Source organism: Bacillus sp. 2205SS5-2, assembly GCF_037024155.1.
Classification (GTDB): Bacteria; Bacillota; Bacilli; order Bacillales; family Bacillaceae_K; genus Bacillus_CI.
On record NZ_JAYKTS010000001.1, the window covers coordinates 83,900 to 100,195 of the forward strand.

At 37.9% G+C, this 16,296-nt stretch carries 17 protein-coding genes; 10 read left to right on the top strand and 7 right to left on the bottom strand.

Annotated features, from left to right (window positions below; all coding sequences use genetic code 11):
- Positions 1-131: 131 nt before the first annotated feature.
- Positions 132-275 carry a small acid-soluble spore protein P gene (locus tag U8D43_RS00370; RefSeq protein WP_335868954.1) on the bottom strand — a complete coding sequence of 48 codons (144 nt, stop codon included), beginning with the start codon at positions 273-275 and terminating at the stop codon, positions 132-134.
- A gap of 107 nt (positions 276-382) precedes the next feature.
- Here U8D43_RS00370 and U8D43_RS00375 point away from each other — a divergent pair, with 107 nt between their 5' ends.
- The 8 genes from U8D43_RS00375 to U8D43_RS00410 all read left to right on the top strand — a co-directional run bounded on the left by U8D43_RS00375 (position 383) and on the right by U8D43_RS00410 (position 9,402).
- Entirely contained in the window at positions 383-643 is a 261-nt protein-coding gene (locus tag U8D43_RS00375) for a hypothetical protein (protein WP_335868955.1), read from the top strand.
- A gap of 638 nt (positions 644-1,281) precedes the next feature.
- A complete protein-coding gene (gene acnA / locus U8D43_RS00380; protein ID WP_335868956.1) occupies positions 1,282-3,993 on the top strand; it encodes an aconitate hydratase AcnA in 2,712 nt (903 codons plus the stop codon).
- 929 nt (positions 3,994-4,922) lie between these two features.
- On the top strand, positions 4,923-6,863 hold the full coding sequence (locus tag U8D43_RS00385; RefSeq protein ID WP_335868957.1) for a beta-1,3-glucanase family protein: 1,941 nt from the start codon (positions 4,923-4,925) through the stop codon (positions 6,861-6,863).
- Between the two features lie 92 nt (positions 6,864-6,955).
- On the top strand, positions 6,956-7,099 hold the full coding sequence (locus U8D43_RS00390) for an FbpB family small basic protein (RefSeq protein WP_335868958.1): 144 nt from the start codon (positions 6,956-6,958) through the stop codon (positions 7,097-7,099).
- 55 nt (positions 7,100-7,154) lie between these two features.
- On the top strand, positions 7,155-7,298 hold the full coding sequence (locus U8D43_RS00395) for an acid-soluble spore protein N (RefSeq protein ID WP_335868959.1): 144 nt from the start codon (positions 7,155-7,157) through the stop codon (positions 7,296-7,298).
- A 69-nt stretch (positions 7,299-7,367) separates the two neighbouring features.
- Entirely contained in the window at positions 7,368-7,601 is a 234-nt protein-coding gene (gene tlp, locus U8D43_RS00400) for a small acid-soluble spore protein Tlp (RefSeq protein ID WP_335868960.1), read from the top strand.
- A 302-nt stretch (positions 7,602-7,903) separates the two neighbouring features.
- Positions 7,904-8,320, top strand: coding sequence for an acyl-CoA thioesterase (locus U8D43_RS00405; RefSeq protein WP_335868961.1), 417 nt, complete (start codon positions 7,904-7,906; stop codon positions 8,318-8,320).
- Between the two features lie 164 nt (positions 8,321-8,484).
- Positions 8,485-9,402 (top strand): hypothetical protein, encoded by a 918-nt coding sequence (locus U8D43_RS00410; protein ID WP_335868962.1) that lies wholly within the window; start codon positions 8,485-8,487, stop codon positions 9,400-9,402.
- On the opposite strand, the gene U8D43_RS00415 is transcribed toward U8D43_RS00410, so the two are convergent.
- The 6 genes from U8D43_RS00415 to U8D43_RS00440 form a co-directional block, all read right to left on the bottom strand.
- Positions 9,359-9,649: a HesB/YadR/YfhF family protein gene (locus U8D43_RS00415; RefSeq protein WP_335868963.1), complete on the bottom strand. Its 291-nt coding sequence runs from the start codon at positions 9,647-9,649 to the stop codon at positions 9,359-9,361. The two genes, U8D43_RS00410 and U8D43_RS00415, sit on opposite strands and share 44 nt — an antisense overlap.
- A 523-nt stretch (positions 9,650-10,172) precedes the next feature.
- Positions 10,173-10,304: a hypothetical protein gene (locus tag U8D43_RS00420; protein ID WP_335868964.1), complete on the bottom strand. Its 132-nt coding sequence runs from the start codon at positions 10,302-10,304 to the stop codon at positions 10,173-10,175.
- Positions 10,305-10,491: 187 nt separating this feature from the next.
- A complete protein-coding gene (locus U8D43_RS00425; protein WP_335868965.1) occupies positions 10,492-11,061 on the bottom strand; it encodes a CBO0543 family protein in 570 nt (189 codons plus the stop codon).
- A gap of 473 nt (positions 11,062-11,534) precedes the next feature.
- Positions 11,535-12,698 carry a CapA family protein gene (locus U8D43_RS00430; protein WP_335868966.1) on the bottom strand — a complete coding sequence of 388 codons (1,164 nt, stop codon included), beginning with the start codon at positions 12,696-12,698 and terminating at the stop codon, positions 11,535-11,537.
- A 169-nt stretch (positions 12,699-12,867) separates the two neighbouring features.
- Positions 12,868-13,461 carry a glycerol-3-phosphate 1-O-acyltransferase PlsY gene (plsY, locus tag U8D43_RS00435; protein ID WP_335868967.1) on the bottom strand — a complete coding sequence of 198 codons (594 nt, stop codon included), beginning with the start codon at positions 13,459-13,461 and terminating at the stop codon, positions 12,868-12,870.
- A 299-nt stretch (positions 13,462-13,760) separates the two neighbouring features.
- On the bottom strand, positions 13,761-13,889 hold the full coding sequence (locus tag U8D43_RS00440) for a hypothetical protein (protein WP_335868968.1): 129 nt from the start codon (positions 13,887-13,889) through the stop codon (positions 13,761-13,763).
- Positions 13,890-14,245: 356 nt separating this feature from the next.
- On the opposite strand from U8D43_RS00440, the gene U8D43_RS00445 reads away from it, so the two are divergent.
- Both U8D43_RS00445 and U8D43_RS00450 read left to right on the top strand, forming a co-directional pair.
- Positions 14,246-14,491 (top strand): type B 50S ribosomal protein L31, encoded by a 246-nt coding sequence (locus U8D43_RS00445; protein WP_335868969.1) that lies wholly within the window; start codon positions 14,246-14,248, stop codon positions 14,489-14,491.
- 105 nt (positions 14,492-14,596) lie between these two features.
- On the top strand, positions 14,597-15,895 hold the full coding sequence (locus U8D43_RS00450) for a purine/pyrimidine permease (protein ID WP_335868970.1): 1,299 nt from the start codon (positions 14,597-14,599) through the stop codon (positions 15,893-15,895).
- Positions 15,896-16,296 lie beyond the last annotated feature (401 nt).

A 16,296-nucleotide genomic window follows, 5' to 3' on the forward strand; every position in this document is an offset into this window, starting at 1 on the left:
GCTAATATTAAATACAGGAAAGATTTATTAACAAGAAGTTGCTTTCGAAGAAAAACAACCCAAAAGCAAGATGGCTTTTAGGTTGTTTTGAAATAGTCCTTCTTCATTATTTCATGTAAATTCACTGCACCCTACATATCGTGAGAGCTATTATGCTTAGCACGACTATGCTTACTGTTTTTCACTTTATGAGAACCACTTAGCGGTGCTGGTTGTCCAGGATTAGCTCCTTTAGGTGCATTTTTACGAATATCCTTCGCATCATTTTTGTTCATATCATCCCTCCTACCAAGTAAAATGCGCAAATTTTTCAAAAACATACAGAATAAAAAGAAAATAATTGGGCATGATAAATTTACGAATGCGAAAAGGAGTGACAACTATGCCCTATCATAAGGATAAACAACAAGCATTCCAAGCAGCACAACAAGGGTTTGTAGAAGCCCAAAATGCAGTAAATGAATTAGTACTTGACGGATCAAGCTATGGACAGCAGCTATCTCATTTGAAAACTGAAGTAAATGAAGCCTATCAACAAATTGAAAATGCTCTTGAGGTCGCCTCCGAGCACCAGCGTGGCCAATTAGAACAGTTCAAAGCTGATCTTGGTTCCATTTTAACCGACGTCAATAACTATCAATAATTGCTTGGAATGTTTAAACCCGCCAGTTGTGTGGGTTTTTTTATGTTTAAAAAACGCATTCAATCAAGGATTTCATTCACTTTGTTCTGCTGATGCCACATTAAATATATAAGGGCTGTTTTCGCAAAGATTGTTGCTTTTCGAACCAGTCTATAAACTGTGATACAGCTTTCTTTCGGGCATCATTTCGTATATATTTGATGGAAATCAACGTGAAATCGGAGATTTCCATCAAATATAAGGTGAAATAGCCACAATGTATACGAAAAGAGCCTACAAAAAAGAAGTTGCATTGACAAATCTAGGGTAGAGAGAAGTGGGAAAGAGTCGTTTACTGGAAATGTTTTTATGCATTAGGTAGAACAGCTCGACAGACACATGTTTTTTTGAAATAATGTAATAGCAGTTATAATCTATTTTAATATTCGATACAACTTGGAAGTGACAAGGGTTTAAAGAAAATTTGGACAATAATATTATTTTACATAAGTAATACTTATCAAAAACCATAACTTTCTTGTTATTTACTTATGTAATCGCTTGTATTAAGATGGTATTGTGAGAAAAGTGAGAGTAGTAGAAAATTCGAGCTTTTTGGCGATTATTAATTGCACATTCTCAAAAGAGGGGGAATCGCGATGGCAAAGAACGATTTTTTTAATTCACGTTCTTCATTCGATTTGAACGGAAAGCGTTATCATTATTATCGATTAAATGCATTAAAAGATGCGGGTGTAGCAGATGTTAGTCGTTTACCTTATTCGGTAAAGGTACTTCTTGAATCTGTTTTACGTCAATATGATGGAAAAGTCATTACAAAAGAACATGTAGAAAATTTAGCAAACTGGGGGTCAACTTCTGTAAAGGATGCGGAAGTGCCATTCAAACCATCTCGTGTTATTCTCCAAGATTTCACTGGAGTACCTGCAGTAGTCGATCTTGCTTCATTACGTAAAGCAATGGCTGATATGGGTGGAGATCCAGACAAAATAAATCCTGAAATTCCAGTTGATCTTGTTATAGATCATTCCGTACAAGTTGATAAATACGGAACATCTGATGCCTTAGCAGCTAATATGGATTTGGAATTTGAACGTAATGCCGAGCGTTATCAATTTTTAAGCTGGGCCCAAAAAGCATTTGAAAACTATCGTGCTGTCCCACCTGCAACTGGAATCGTTCACCAAGTGAACCTTGAGTATTTAGCAAGTGTTGTTCATGCGATTGAAACGCCAGATGGTGACATAGAAACCTATCCTGATACATTAGTTGGTACGGATTCTCATACTACCATGATCAATGGTATCGGTGTTCTAGGTTGGGGTGTTGGTGGAATTGAAGCAGAAGCTGGAATGCTCGGACAACCTTCCTATTTCCCAATCCCTGAAGTAATCGGGGTTAAACTAACTGGTGAACTTCCAAACGGAGCAACAGCAACGGATCTTGCATTAAAAGTAACTCAAGTATTACGTCAAAAAGGTGTTGTCGGAAAATTTGTTGAGTTCTTCGGTGAAGGTGTAGCTTCACTTCCATTAGCTGATCGTGCAACGATTGCCAATATGGCTCCTGAATACGGCGCAACATGTGGATTCTTCCCGGTAGACGCTGAGTCATTGGACTATTTACGTTTAACGGGTCGTGAAGAAGATCATATTAAAGTTGTTGAAACGTATTTAAAAGAAAATGATATGTTCTTCACACCTGAAAATGTCGATCCAGTCTACACAGATGTTGTTGAAATTGACTTATCGATTATTGAACCAAATCTTTCTGGACCAAAACGTCCACAAGATTTAATTCCCTTATCCGATATGAAAAAATCATTCCATGAAGCGCTTCATGCACCAGCAGGTAATCAAGGCTTTGGTGTCAATGAAAAAGATCGTGTGAAGGAAGCAGTAGTCAAGTTCTCAAATGGTGAAGAAGTAACCATGAAAACAGGCGCAATTGCAATCGCAGCCATTACGAGCTGTACAAACACTTCGAATCCTTATGTTATGTTAGGTGCAGGTTTAGTCGCAAAAAAAGCCGTTGAACTTGGTATGGAAGTGCCTAAATATGTAAAAACCTCACTAGCACCAGGATCCAAAGTTGTAACAAGCTACCTAGAAGATTCGGGATTACTTCCTTATCTTAATGGGTTAGGATTCAATATTGTTGGTTATGGTTGTACAACGTGTATCGGAAACTCAGGTCCTTTATCTGAAGAGATTGACAAAGCCATTTTTGATAATGATCTTTTAGTCACTTCAGTATTATCGGGTAACCGAAATTTTGAAGGCCGTATTCATCCATTAGTCCGAGGAAACTATTTAGCATCTCCACCTCTAGTAGTGGCGTACGCTTTAGCAGGTACTGTGGATATCGATCTTCAAAATGACCCTATTGGGAAAGATAAAGACGGAAAAGATGTCTTCTTCAATGATATCTGGCCAACTACGGAAGAAGTTAGGGATGCAGTTAAACAAAGCGTGACTCCAGAGATCTTCCGAAAAGAATATGAAAATGTCTTCACTGATAATGCCCGTTGGAATGAAATACAAACCTCAAATGAGCCTTTGTATTCTTTTGACGACAATTCAACCTATATTCAAAATCCTCCATTCTTTGAAGGATTAGCAAAAACTCCAGAAGATATTACACCACTTAGTGGATTACGTATCGTCGGTAAATTTGGAGATTCAATTACAACAGACCACATTTCTCCTGCAGGGGCAATTGGTAAAGACACACCAGCTGGAAAGTACCTGCGTTCTAAAGGTGTAGAACCTCGTGATTTCAACTCATATGGTTCTCGTCGAGGAAACCATGAAGTCATGATGCGTGGAACTTTTGCGAATGTTCGTATTCGTAACCAGGTTGCACCAAACACGGAAGGTGGTTTCACGACCTATTGGCCTGAAGATGAATTAACTTCAATCTATGAAGGTTGTATGAGCTATAAAGAAGATGGAACTGGTTTAGCGGTCCTCGCTGGAAAAGACTATGGAATGGGCTCTTCACGTGACTGGGCTGCTAAAGGAACGAATCTGTTAGGAATCAAAACCGTTATTGCTGAAAGCTATGAGCGTATTCATCGTTCTAATCTTGTGATGATGGGTGTTTTACCGCTCCAATTCAAACAAGGCGAAAGCGCCGTTACTTTAGGATTATCAGGCAGAGAAAGTATAGCTGTCGACCTACAAGAAGGCGTAAAACCTCGTGATATCGTAAAAGTAACAGCGACAGACGAAAGTGGAAAAGTGACTGAATTTGATGCACTCGTACGCTTCGACTCTGACATTGAAGTAGATTACTACCGACATGGTGGGATCTTGCAAATGGTCCTACGTAAAAAATTACACGGTTAATAACCAACTAGGATTTATTAAGTACCTAGTTATCATTCTTAAGCAACGATAATCGGTAATTCTTAAAATTAAGTTCATAAGAAAGGAAAAACGCAAAGAGTAGCTACTCTTTGCGTTTTTCCTTTTTTATAAGGGCTCTCTCGTAAGCATTCTTCCTATTATGTATTATCATTCGTCACAATTCTTCATTCTGGGAATAATACCGATCGAAAAAATAAAAAGATAGCTGCCCTTATCTGAACGAGGAAATTTTTTTGCTGCAACAACCTCCACATATGATCCTTAATCTGGTGGAAATATGGTAGTAAAATTTCACCAGATTTTGGTTTCAAGCTCAACTGTTCAAAGGCTTGAGGCCATAAACCAATGGTGCCAGAAATGTTTATTAGGGATGGGCGGAATATTATACTTAATTTTACATAAACACAATACTTTCTACCTGATTATGAAGAATTATGACATTTTTCTACCTAAAAGGGAAGAAAACGACGGTTTGTATACGAAGTATATGAGACAAGGAGGACCAAAACATTTATTGCAAAGGCTCTTTTCGTATAGTTTGTTGCTATTTGCACAAAGAAAAAACAGGCAGTAAAATTTTTTCGACTGATTTCTTACTTTTTATCTAAGGCTCTTTTCGTATACATTGTGGCTATTTCATCATATTTTTGATTAAATTTTCCATTTTACGGTTGATTTCCTTCACAAATAGACGAAATGATGCCCGAAACAAAGCTATATCATAGATGATCAACTGATTCGAAAAGCCACAAACTTTGCGAAAACAGCCTTATCTAAAAATGGAGAAGTCTTCATGAGGAAAAGAGCACGAAGTCATGCAAATCAGGAGATATGTACCTATTCGAAAAGCCACAGTCTTTGCGAAAACAGCGAGAGAAAAGAAACTTACATCTTCAGGAGGAATAATTATGGAAAAAAAGTTATGTATGATGTTGATATTGGTGTTATTGGGTTTATCCCCGTTATTTAATAATAATAATATTGCAGCTGCGGAATACTGGCATGAAGTAAAAGAACTATCAGGAAACATGTTTCAAGTTGAATTCAACTCTAACGTACAAACAGATTGGGTTGATATTCATTTCAGGGTAGCTAACGGTGCACAACAAAATATTCGGATGGATCGAAGTCAGGAAGCATTTATTCAAAAACTAGAGGGCTTAAAACAAGGAGAAGCAATTACCTATTCATTTACTTACAACAATGGAGCGGTAGCGTATGATACTCCTTGGTTCACGAATTCACTTGATCATAGCTCCTCTGAGCCTCTACCTGCAACCATCAATCCAATTGCAGACGATGCATATAGGCAAATCGAAGCAGAAAATTTTGATTCAATGAAAGGTATTGACACAGAACCTACGATTGATACAAATGGAGGGAGAAATGTAGGTTGGATAGAAAACGAAGATTATATTGCTTTTCATAATCTTGATTTTGCCGAGGGTGGCGTTAAAGAGATTCAAGCTAGAGTAGCATCCAATACCGCTGGTGGAGAAATTGAGGTCCGATTAGACAGTGTAACAGGACCCATCCTTGCTACCGTCGCCGTTAGTCATACAGGTGGTTGGCAATCGTGGAACTCCATTACAACGGAGATTGCTAATATTGCAGGAATTCATGACGTCTATCTTAGTTTCAAAGGGTCAGGTGAAGGCCTAATGAATCTTAATTGGATAAAATTCACAAAAAATACTTCTCCCTCTATAGAAACTAATCCTGATCAAGTCCCAACATATCCAACGGGGAAAGGTGTAATGACATTTCAACTTCAAAATGGAACAGGAGGAGAATATTCAGACGAAGATATCTATTGGGCGATTCTTGGTTATAACAAAGAGTCCTCTGAACTTAGTTATGTGAATCAAGATGGTGAATTGATTCAAAGCTCAATTAGTGATAATGATGCACCAGGTCATTTAACGAAAAACGGAGAAAACTATCCGGATTATTTTCATAAAATTAGTGAAAAGGATTGGACGTCTTTGCCTGAAATCGACTCTGGAAGATTGTTTATTAGTCTAGGTACCCCAATGTACATTAAATTAAATGAAGCAGCAAATGGAAAAGTTGGTTTTGCAGGACCAAATTTAAAAAATCCAACTGATCCAAATCATGATATATATTTTGAGTGGATTGAATTTACGATTGATCAATGGGGCTATCATGGTAATACGACCAGGGTAGATCAATTTAGCTTCCCTCTAACTACAAGACTGATTGGGGAAGATGGTTATGATGAAATCGTAGGGGAATTAGCTTCTCGGGAAACACTATTTCAAGCTTTTGAAGCAGAGGTACCTGCACCTTTTAAGACTCTTATCCAGGCACCGTATAGAATCGTCGCACCGGGAAAAGGGGAATTTGGAGAAGGAAAATTATATCAATCCTATTTTGATGAGCAGGTTAATAATGTGTGGAAATATTACCAATCAAATGAATTAATATTTACTACAGAAGCAGGGGCCTTCAGTGGTCATGTGGAAGGAGATGATTTTATTTTTTCTAAAAATGGAGGTCCTTATAATATATACATCAAAGGAAAACCATCGACTCTTGAAGTGTTCGAATGCTCAGGGAATATGGACACAGGAAGTTCAGTAGAAAAAGTTGTAGAAGCTCAAGTATGTGCTGCAATTAATAGAGGGGTTATGTATGAACCGGAGCAATGGGGAAATTCAGAATTTTTCTATTTGAATAATACCCCAGCGAACTATTACGCCGATTTTTGGCATAACTATGGCATTAATGGGCGTGCCTACGGATTTGCTTATGATGATGTAAGAAACTTTAGTACCTTGCTCGAACATTCAAATCCTAAGGCGCTAATATTGAATATTGGCTGGTAAAGAATTCTTAAACTCAAATAAATGAGAATATTATTATAATTTTTCTAATTGTTGTCCATAATATTGATAATAATTAGAAAAGAGGGATAACATTGAGAAAACCTAGAAAACGATCATTTTCGGATCTTGTTCAAGAAAATAAACGAGCTTTAATGAAGGACGACGTAGCAATGAATGCAATTGAAGAACGAATTGATGCACGGTATGAAATCAAACGAGTAAAAAAGGCAGAATAAGTCATTCATATTCCCTTCCAATTTGGTAAAACTGATACATAGAGGGGGGATTTTAATGAGTAATCCAAAAAAAAATGGCAAAGACTTTGTTCCAAATCATATCGGAACTCAATCTAGAGCAGCTGGGGGCAACAAAGGAAAGCAGATGCAAGATAAGTCTGGTTTACATGCTCAAGTAATGCAAACAAAAGGAGAATGATAAGTTAACATAACATTATTATGTTAACTTAATTTGTTTGATTATCAATAACCTAGGAGGAGATTGAATATGGCTTGGGAAGATGCAAAACCAGATGACCGTAGTGATAACGTAGAGAAGCTTCAGAGTAATATATTTCACACCATTCAGAACATGGAACAAGCTGAAGAGTCGATGGCCAACACTGATAGTGAAGAGCAGCTCCAACAAATTCAAGCGAAAAATGAGCGTAGACGAGAAAGTATTGAAGGATTTCGAAGTGAGATTAAAGATGAATATGCCCAGCAACATCGAGATGAATAAAGGGAAGGGTGCTGGAATTCCGGCACCCTTTCACTTTGTTTAATTTGAAGGGTGTTTTCGCAGAGTTTGTAGCTTTTCGTATCAGTTTATTATTTATGATTTGGCTTTGTTTCGGGCATCATATTGTCTGTTTTGATGGAACTCAACAGTGAAATGGTGGATGTAGTCAATGATCAGATGAAACAGCCACAATGGAAACGAAAAGAGCCCAATAGAAAAGGTTGTCTTGTTCTTTCTGTCCATTCGTTGCAATTCTATGATAGTATAGAATGGTGAAAATTATAGGGTTTTGAGGTGAAAAAATGCTAATCGCAAAAAATACGATTGATGTTCGCTACGCAGAAACGGACCAAATGGGCGTTGTTTATCATGCAAATTATTTAGTGTGGATGGAGCTTGGTCGGACAAAGCTCTCAGAGGAATCAGGATATCGCTACGCTGAAATGGAAGCGGCTGGTGTTTTTTGTCCGGTAGTTGATTTACGTATCTCCTATAAGAAGCCATTACGTTATGGTGAGCAAGCCATCGTGAAAACATGGATTGAAGCATATAATGGGATTCGGTTGACGTATGGATATGAGATTTACACCAGTAAAGATGAACTGGCCATTGTCGCTTTTTCTGAACATATTTGTGTATTAAAAGACAACTTCCGACCAGTTTCAATAAAAAAGAAATTTCCTGAGTGGCACGCTGTTTATGAACAAATAAAAAAATAATCTGTATGAATGAATGGAACTGTACATATTGTCGATATTGTTATTCTGAAGCGAAAACACCTGATGAATGATCCATAGTACCAGGTGCTTTTTGTCGTGAATAAAAACATACACTCACAAAAATGAGCCATACTAATGGAAACAAGTAAAGGAGGTGGTAGAGGGTGGGACGAATTTGTTTACTTCTCTTTATCATGTTCTTATCGCTTTCATTCTGTACCTCTGATCTGTTTGCTCATGCCGACGAAAAAGAGAATTGGTATCAACTTGCGCAAATATTTATCCCAGCTAACGCTAAATTGGTCAAGCCTGCCAGACCCTATGGCTCCCCTTCTATATTAGAATATGATTTCAACCAAGATAATCAGAATGAACTAATCATCACCTATCAAATCAAAAATAAACTGCATCATTCACCCCCTCAATTTTGCGCGATGGTACTTTCCAAGCAGAATGCTGAATGGATAAAGGTGTGGGAAACATGCAAACAAGGAGTGGAACTAGATTTTTCTGGTTTGGTTGATATGACTGGAGATGGAATAAAAGAATATTTATTTAGCAGGACTATCGGTGCATCTGCTGGGAGTGAGCTTGAAGTGTATAACTGGAAGCAAGATTCACTGAAACAGGTAACTATCATTCCCTATCACAGAATGGATTTTGTAATGGGAGATCAAAGAATCGGTATCGCCGCTTGGATGCGGAAATTGGCAGATGCTTATACAGTTGATGTCGTAAGCTGGGACGGAGAGAATATGGTTTTGGATGATGCATTGTATGCTCATTACTATCCAGTGATAAAACAGTTTTTCAAAAAGAAAATCTCAGCAAGAAATGCGTGGTACTATTGGTACTGTCTAGCAGATTCTCAAATAAAAGCCAACCATTTAACCGATGCAACCATGTCCATTGAAAAGGGAATGAAAGTTACTGAGAAAGAATCCTGGATTGAGGCACAAAACGAATTTAAAAAGCTAAAACATATGCTTGAAAATAAAAAAAAACGAGTTTGGGATAATGACCAAACTCATTTCTTTCTTATTTTTTATATTCATAACGAGGTTCATCTAATTCTTCATTGAATTCTACGTAAAGATCATGACCATCAAAGTACCAGACGTCTTTTTCATCAATAAAGTATGTAACACCATCGTCCGCCTTTTTCACACTTAAATCAAGTGGCTCCTCTTTTGATAAACCTAATGAAAATCCTTCATGTAGGGGACTCGACCCACCGTAGCGGACGTAAAAGCGAATATAGTCCCCATCAGATAGTTCCATTTCGCGTTTAAACCATTTCTTAGCATCTGTTGAAATATAAATATCCAATTTAAAGCACCATCCTCATTTCACTTGTTGCACCTTCTATTACTATGGCTCTTTTCGTATACATTGTGGCTATTTTATCATATTTTTGATTTAATCTTCCATTTCACTGCTGAATTCCATCAAAAACAGACGAAGTGATGCCCGAAACAAAGCTACATCATAGATGAAAAACTGATTCGAAAAGCCACAATCTTTGCGAAAACAGCCATTATTAATTATACCTTTAATATTTGTAGAACTCGAAGATTTTGATTGTGCTTTTTCTTTATAGGCTGATATCATATGTATTGTTGCTCTGTTTCTACTTTTAGATTCGATCTTTCATCAAAACTAGACGAATAGCTGCACTGAATAAGCTATCAAAAAGTTTATAGACTGGTTGGAAAAGCAGTATTTTTGCGAAAACAGTTTCTTTAAAGAAGGGTCTTTTCGTATACATTGTGGCTATTTCATCTGATTTTTGACTAAATCCTCCATTTCATTGTTGATCTCTATCAAAAACAGACGGATCTAGCTGCAGTGGCTAGGGACTCGGGCATTTGTCAGCCCACTGCGTGAAGCAGGCTTCACTGCGTGTACTGCCAGATGCCTGCCGTCCCTGGGCAGCCACTTCCGCTTTTCGTGATCTAGCTGCAGTGGCTAGAGACTCGGGCATTTGTCAGCCCACTGCGTGAATCGGGATTCACTACGTGTTCTGCCAGATGCCTGCCGTCCCTGTGCAGCCACTTCCGCTTTTCGTAAATGATGCCCGAAACAAAGCTATATCACAGATAATTAACTGATACAAAAGCCACAATCTTTGCGAAAACAGCCTTAAAGAATGAATTTCTAGTAGGCCTAATTTAGCAATTTTCTTCAACTCTAGAGAGTTTATGAAAACCAAATGTAACCAAGGTTGCACCAACGACGACAATCCCATAAGCGATGACTAGTTTAAAATAATTCATATCATCACTCATCCAAAACAAATCAAAGAAGCGAAGTGTAGGTTTTAACAGAAAGGAAAAGAAGAAAACCCCTAGTATACAGGTTAAGAAATACACTCGAAATTTATGATACGTATACTGATAAATCAGCATGAAAATCACTGGTATCATCGCAGAATCTAAAGCGAAATTCGATGCAACTCTGCTCGAGATTTGGAAGGGATAGCCCCACAAACCTTCTTTTACCCCATAAATATCCACATAGATGCTTAAGGCGTGAATAGCAAATCCATAAAACCCAATCTCAAATATTCGTTTGCGGTCGAGTAAAAAGTAAAGCAATACAATTGGAAGGAGTAGCATCAATAGGTTGACCCAATATTCCCAAACATCAAAGCTCGAATACTGATATAAATATTGTTGGATTTCAGTATTTAGTTTGACAGTCTTTTCAACTAATTGCTCGAAGCGGACTAATTGATTCATTTGAACCCTCCGGTAGGCTTGAATGATGATTTATTGCCTATTTAGATATAATATTATGAAAGTAACTATTTATCTCTCAATGGTTAGTGTGACCTATTTACCGGAAAAAATTATTATAGTCGTTTTTGTTTATCTGTCTCTGCTTCAATTACTTCTTAATAAATTGAAATTGGGGGTGATTGGTGTGAAATTATTAAAGGGATCATACCAACAATAAGCTTTATTGGCGGGACCCTTTTAAAAGACCAAATTTGTTTTTTATTAGATAAAAGCTGTCTTTGTATAAAATATCGATACTTCTTCTATTTTCAGAGGGAATTCTATATTTCGCTATAGGTTTCTAGTGAAATATCGACAAAAAAAGACCCAAGCGCATTCATAATTAATGGTTTATATACGCTTGTAAATACAATATTTTTTTGTGAAAACAGTCTAAAAAGAAGACCTATTTCTAGGTCTTCTTCGATCAACATTTATCGTAATGCCATGTTCATATACTTACTCATATGGGTGTTGATTTCCGCAACAGTATGATAAGTCAAACCAAGTTGTTTCGCTTGATCTAAAGAATACATTTTGTAAAAATAAGTTGGGTCTTTTGCTACAAAAGTGGATTGGAATTCAATATCTGGATAGGTGATGGTTGTCCCCTCTTGAGTGATATTTTTTTCAACCGTTAATGATAAGATCCCACCTATGTCTTTGTAATCCCCAGTTTGACCTGAAATGAAATTTCCAAGTGAATAAACAATTACCGCATCTCTACCGTCCGCCGTTTTACGGGTTTCTATTGGTTGAAGAACATGGGGATGATGGCCAAATATTATGTCTGCCCCGACATCAGTTAGAGAATGAGCAAGATTTTGTTGAAAATCAGTTGGAAGCAATTGATATTCAAGGCCCCAATGAATGCCCAATATGACTAAATCAACTTCTGCTTCTTTTTTCACTCGTTGAATATCTTGAATCATTTTTTGCTCGTCTATCAAATTCACCATATAGTCTTTACCGGCTGGAACCGGTATTCCATTTGTTCCGTAAGTGTAAGATAGGACAGCAAACGAGATGCCATTTACATTAAATTTTCGAATCGTTTGCTGGTCTTCAGGACTTTTAAACGCCCCGGTATATGGCATATTAACTTTTTCATAATAATCTATGGCACTATTTAAGGCCTTTTCCCCACGATCAAGAGAATGGTTATTAGCATTAGTAACCATATCGACGCCTGCATCCTGTAGAGCATCAATGATTTCATGAGGACTGTTAAATGAAGGATAGCTTGACAAGCCAAGCTCAACTCCTCCTGGCATCGATTCTTGATTAGCAATTAAAAAATCGGGTTTTTGTAAATGTTCTTTTACGTTTTCTAACATTGGACGAAAATCATAGCCACTAGAAGTTTTCGCTCCATCATAAACTCGGTCGTGAATTAAAATATCTCCAATAGCACCGATTGTTGCATTTGTTGAAAATGGTTTTTCAACAAGCTGATGAACTCTGAGTCCTAATGAAGATGCTGTTCGTGTATCGGGTGCTGAAGAATAATCATCAAGCTGACCTTTCATTAATAATCCAATCGTAAATAGGAAAAATAGAGCAAATAATATTGGAATAATACGAAGTTTTCGTTTCATTGAGTAACCTTCCTTTGTTTGACAATTTTCTTTTCTTTTATTTTAACTGAAAACGTCCAGGAGAGGGGATGTTTTTATTAATTTGTCTTGAATTTCCTTATAGTTATCGGAGTGCAAACAATGGAATAAAAAAAAGCTTAGTTTCCCAAGCTTTCCCAAATTAAATCGATTAAATCCATTTAATTTTTGGTTCTGTTTTGTTTTTAATGCGAATTATATTGGCTTTATGGCGGTAGATCACGAAAAATGCCAATGTTCCTACGACAAGAATTAGGGGCAAGTCTTTTTCCCCAATGAACAAGGTGTACAATATGGCTGTTACGGAAGCCAGTATTGATGATAGAGAAACATACTTGGTTAAAAATAAAAACAGAAAGAAGGAGACAAATAAAACAAGGAAAAGAATCGGCGAATATGCGAGCAAGACCCCACCGGATGTTGCGACTGCTTTTCCTCCTCTAAATCCTGCGAAAATTGGAAAAATATGACCGAAGACAGCTAGTAACCCTGCTATCAACAAATGCAGTTCATCTACGACTCCAAATAAAACGGGGAGTATGGTTGCAACCGTTCCTTTTAAAATGTCCATGATGGTCACAACAAGTCCTGCTTTTACACCAAGCGTACGGAAAGTATTCGTACCCCCTAAATTTCCGCTTCCATGTTCGCGAATATCCTTGTTAAAAAAGATTTTTCCGATCAGTAAACCTGAGGGAATGGAACCTAATAAATAGGCCAATATTAAAATAATGGCAATAATCATTTACATTACTCCTTTTCATCGTTAAAGAACTTATATGTTTGAAATTAAAAACATCTCAGTAGCGGTTTTGAGAAAAATAGAGTTACTTTGCAAAGTTCCCCAGCTTATTCGTGAACGAATTTTTTCCTCTGTTGTTGACCACTTCCGCTTTTCTTTGATCCAGCTGCAGTGGCTAGCAGCTATGGGACAAATAACATCCAACTCCAAAGGTCAGGACCTTCTCCGTTGGATAACATTTGCCCGCCGCTGCTGGGCGAGCCACTTCCGCTTTTCTTTGATCCAGCTGCAGTGGCTAGCAGCTATGGGACAAATAACATCCAACTCCAAAGGTCAGGACCTTCTCCGTTGGATAACATTTGCCCGCCGCTGCTGGGCGAGCCACTTCCGCTTTTCTTTGATCTAGCTGCAGTGGCTAGGGACTCGGGCATTTGTCAGCCCACTATGTGAAGCAGGCTTCACTTCGTGTTCTGCCAGATGCCTGCCGTCCCTGGGCGAGCCACTTCCGCTTTTCTTTGATCTAGCTGCAGTGGCTAGGGACTCGGGCATTTGTCAGCCCACTACGTGAAGCAGGCTTCACTTCGTGTTCTGCCAGATGCCTGCCGTCCCTGGGCGAGCCACTTCCGCTTTTCTGGAGTCATCTTAGTTTATTTTAGCATGAATAATAATAGAGAAGAAATACTAAATATTAATGTGCGTTTTTTAGTAGATTGAAGGGGTTTAGTATTGATGTACGATTTTTATACAGTTCTTGTTCTATTTGGAACGATATTAAGGAGGATTTCATATGAAGAATGAAACACATCCCGATACTCAACCCGTCATATTCCATGACGTGAATAGTGGTTTCAAATTTTTAAGTTCATCTACCAAGGCTTCAAATGAAATGATGCAGTGGGAAGATGGAAATGAGTACCCTGTCATCAAAGTAGAAGTGAGTTCTGACACGCATCCATTTTACACAGGTCGTCAGAAGTTTGCTGATAAGGACGGGAGAGCAGAATGCTTTAACAAGAAATATAATATGGAGTAAGAACCTCTCCTCGTAGCGATTTGATACGGGGGGTTCTTATGTACAGAAGAAAAAAACTCGCTTATACTGGAATAAACAAACAATTTCAATAGAAAGGTGAAGTTTATGAAGCAATCGTTAGGAGGATTTCAATGGATGGCCTTTATGATTGCTGCTGCAATTGTGGCTCCTATTGCCATTGGAGATCTATATGGATTTGAAGGAGTAGAAAAAGCGGCATTTGTTCAACGAACAATGTTTGTATTAGGTGTGGCAGGCTTATTACAAGGATTGATAGGACATCGCTATCCCATCAACGAAGGTCCTGCCGGATTGTGGTGGGGAATATTTGTGATTTATGCGGGTTTTGCCGGGACAATATATGGGTCAACTCAAGAAGTTCTCCAATATTTACAATCAGGGATGCTCATTAGTGGTGTTTTATTTATCTTCCTCTCACTGTTTGGTGTGATTGGTAGATTAACAAAGTTATTTACCCCTAGTGTGACATTTGTGTATTTATTTTTATTAATTCTCCAGTTAAGTGGACCCTTCATGAATGGAATGATGGGTATATCTCAACAAAATAAGTCAGTAGATGGAGTAGTCATATTAGCTAGTTTGAGTTTGTTAGTGTTAACCTTTTATCTTTCTAATCATCAGATAAAATGGATCAAAAGATATTCTATTCTTTTTTCTCTTGGTATAGGCTGGCTATTATTTATTCTATTAGGAAAAAACCCACCACTAGCTGTAGGGAAGTTGAACTGGATTTCCGTTCCGGAGCTTTTTGTATGGGGTACTCCAAAATGGGATTCAGGTATACTGGCAACCGGCTTTTTTATCACCTTATTGTTAACTACAAACATGATCGCATCGATTCGAATTATGGAATCTGTCATCGATAATAAAGACAATGATCTATTGTCCCGCTCTCGAAAAGGTGGCTTTGTATCAGGTGTAAATCAACTTCTTGCTGGCTCCTTTTCAGCAATAGGATCTGTTCCAATCTCTGGTGCGGCGGGATTTGTTGCGACAACAGGGATGAGAAATCTTTTTCCGTTTTTACTTGGAAGTGGCTTTGTCATTCTCGTCAGTTTCTTTCCACGAATCATGACTGTATTATCAACACTGCCACCAGCAGTTGGTTATACGGTCACGTTTGTTATTTTCACAAAAATGGTAGCGATGGCCTTCACTGAGTGGTCAAAAGAGTCTGATTTGGACCGGGCGTATAGAGTCGCTGGACCGGCACTGTTAGCTGGAGCGGGGGCCATGTTTGTCCCTGCTTCGGCATTTGTTGGAATGCCGGCTTTCGCTGTTTCCATCCTGAACAATGGCTTGATACTCGGAACATTGATCGCCATAGTCATCGAACAAGGACTCCTAGTTACGTCAAGAAGTAATAAGAAAAGATCCTCATAATGAGGGTCTTTTCTTATTACTAGGCTGTTTTCGCAAAGTTTGTTGCTTTTCGCACCAGTCTATAAACGGTGTTGTTGCTTTGTTTCGGGCATCATTTCGTCTATTTTTAATGGAAATCAACAGTGAAATGGCGATTTAATCTAAAATCAGATGAAATAGCCACATTGAATACGAAAATAGCCTATTACTAAGGCTCTTTTACCAAATATCGCTATTTTATCCGGTTTACTTTTAATTCCCATCAAAAATAACCCAAATAATGTCCCAAAACATAGCAACATTACAGATTATTCACGGATTCGATTAGCAACAAACTGGGCGAAAACAGCCTAAATAAAAACTTGCCTACTTCTAAGAAAAAATGAATTCACCCTCTTTTATCTAACTACCATGTTTCTGGG